We start from the raw sequence: 1652 nt of genomic DNA, 5'->3' as shown, positions 1-1652 counted from the left end.
GCACGCACCAGGTCGCGCGCGGTGCCCTCGGCCTCGAGCTCCGGCGTCACGGCCGTGTCGAGGACGACGAACCCGCCGCGCGGCAGCATGCCGATCGCCGTGTCGTCGTCGGAGGACCCGGCGACGGTCTCCAGGGCGTACTCCCCCTCGACCAGTGCGAGGCCGCCCGCGGTGACGGTGCCGTCCTCGGCCACCGACCAGTCACCCGACTTCGAGCCCTTGATCGCGAGCTGGACGTCCTTGCCGAGCCGCGGTCCGGCGGCGCGGGCGTTGACGGTGAGGCGCTGCGAGACGCCGTACGACTCCGCCTCGGGGGCGTCGGACGCGAGCAGCGTGACGGCCTTGAGGTTGAGCTCGTCGGCGACCAGCGACTCGAAGCCGGTGAGGTCGGCGTCGCTCACGACGGTCAGCCCGGACAGCGGCAGGCGGTTGCGGAGGTTGGCGGCCTTGCGCAGCGCGGAGCCGGCCGAGCAGACGTCCCGGACGGTGTCCATCGAGGCGACGAGCGACTCGTCGGCCGGCAGGTCGTCGGCGGACGGCCAGTCGGTGAGGTGCACCGAGCGCTCGCCGGTCAGGCCGCGCCAGACCTCCTCGGTCGTCAGCGGCATCAGCGGAGCGGTGACGCGGCAGACCACCTCGAGCACGGTGTAGAGGGTGTCGAACGCGTCCGCGTCCTCGTCCCAGAATCGGTCGCGCGAGCGGCGGATGTACCAGTTGGTGAGCACGTCGAGGAAGCCGCGCGTCGAGTCGCACGCCGCGGCGACCTCGTAGTTGTCGAGCTGGTCGGTCATCGCGGCGACGTAGTCGCGCAGCTTGGCCAGGATGTAGCGGTCCATCGGGTTCGCGCTGTCGGTGCGCCAGGTGGCGTCGTGGCCCTCGCCGCCCTTCGCCGCGTTGGCGTACAGGCTGAAGAAGGACCAGCTGTTCCACAGCGGGATCAGCACCTGGCGCACGGAGTCGCGGATGCCCTGCTCGGTGACGACGAGGTTGCCGCCGCGCAGGATCGGGCTCGACATGAGGAACCAGCGCATCGCGTCGGCGCCGTCGCGGTCGAAGACCTCGCGCACGTCGGGGTAGTTGCGCAGGGACTTGGACATCTTCTGGCCGTCGTTGCCGAGCACGATGCCGTGGCTCAGGCACGTCGAGAACGCCGGGCGGTCGAAGATCGCACCGGCCAGGACGTGCATCGTGTAGAACCAGCCGCGGGTCTGGCCGATGTACTCGACGATGAAGTCGGCCGGGAAGTTCGCCTCGAACCAGTCGGCGTTCTCGAACGGGTAGTGGTTCTGCGCGAACGACATCGAGCCGGAGTCGAACCACACGTCGAGGACGTCGGTGACGCGGCGCATCGTGGACTTCCCGGTCGGGTCGTCGGGGTTGGGCCGGGTCAGCTCGTCGACGAAGGGGCGGTGCAGGTCGGGGTTGCCGTCCTTGTCGCGGGGCAGCGTGCCGAAGTCGCGCTCGATCTCCTCGAAGGACCCGTAGACGTCGATGCGCGGGTAGTGCTCGTCGTCGGACTTCCACACCGGCACCGGCGAGCCCCAGAAGCGGTTGCGGGTGATCGACCAGTCGCGGGCGTTCTCCAGCCACTTGCCGAACTGGCCGTGCTGGATGTGGTCGGGGGTCCAGCGGATCTGCTCGTTGTGCGCGAG

The 1652-nt window shown here is 70.0% G+C and carries 1 protein-coding gene; it reads right to left on the bottom strand.

The window, feature by feature from the left end:
• On the bottom strand, positions 1 to 1652 hold a 1652-nt coding region (locus VLF38_RS14400), incomplete at both ends, for a class I tRNA ligase family protein (RefSeq protein WP_325271932.1).

Origin of the sequence: Nocardioides sp. (assembly GCF_035481145.1) — a bacterium.
Lineage (GTDB): Bacteria > Actinomycetota > Actinomycetes > Propionibacteriales > Nocardioidaceae > Nocardioides.
This window is presented reverse-complemented; position numbering and strand designations above follow the sequence as displayed.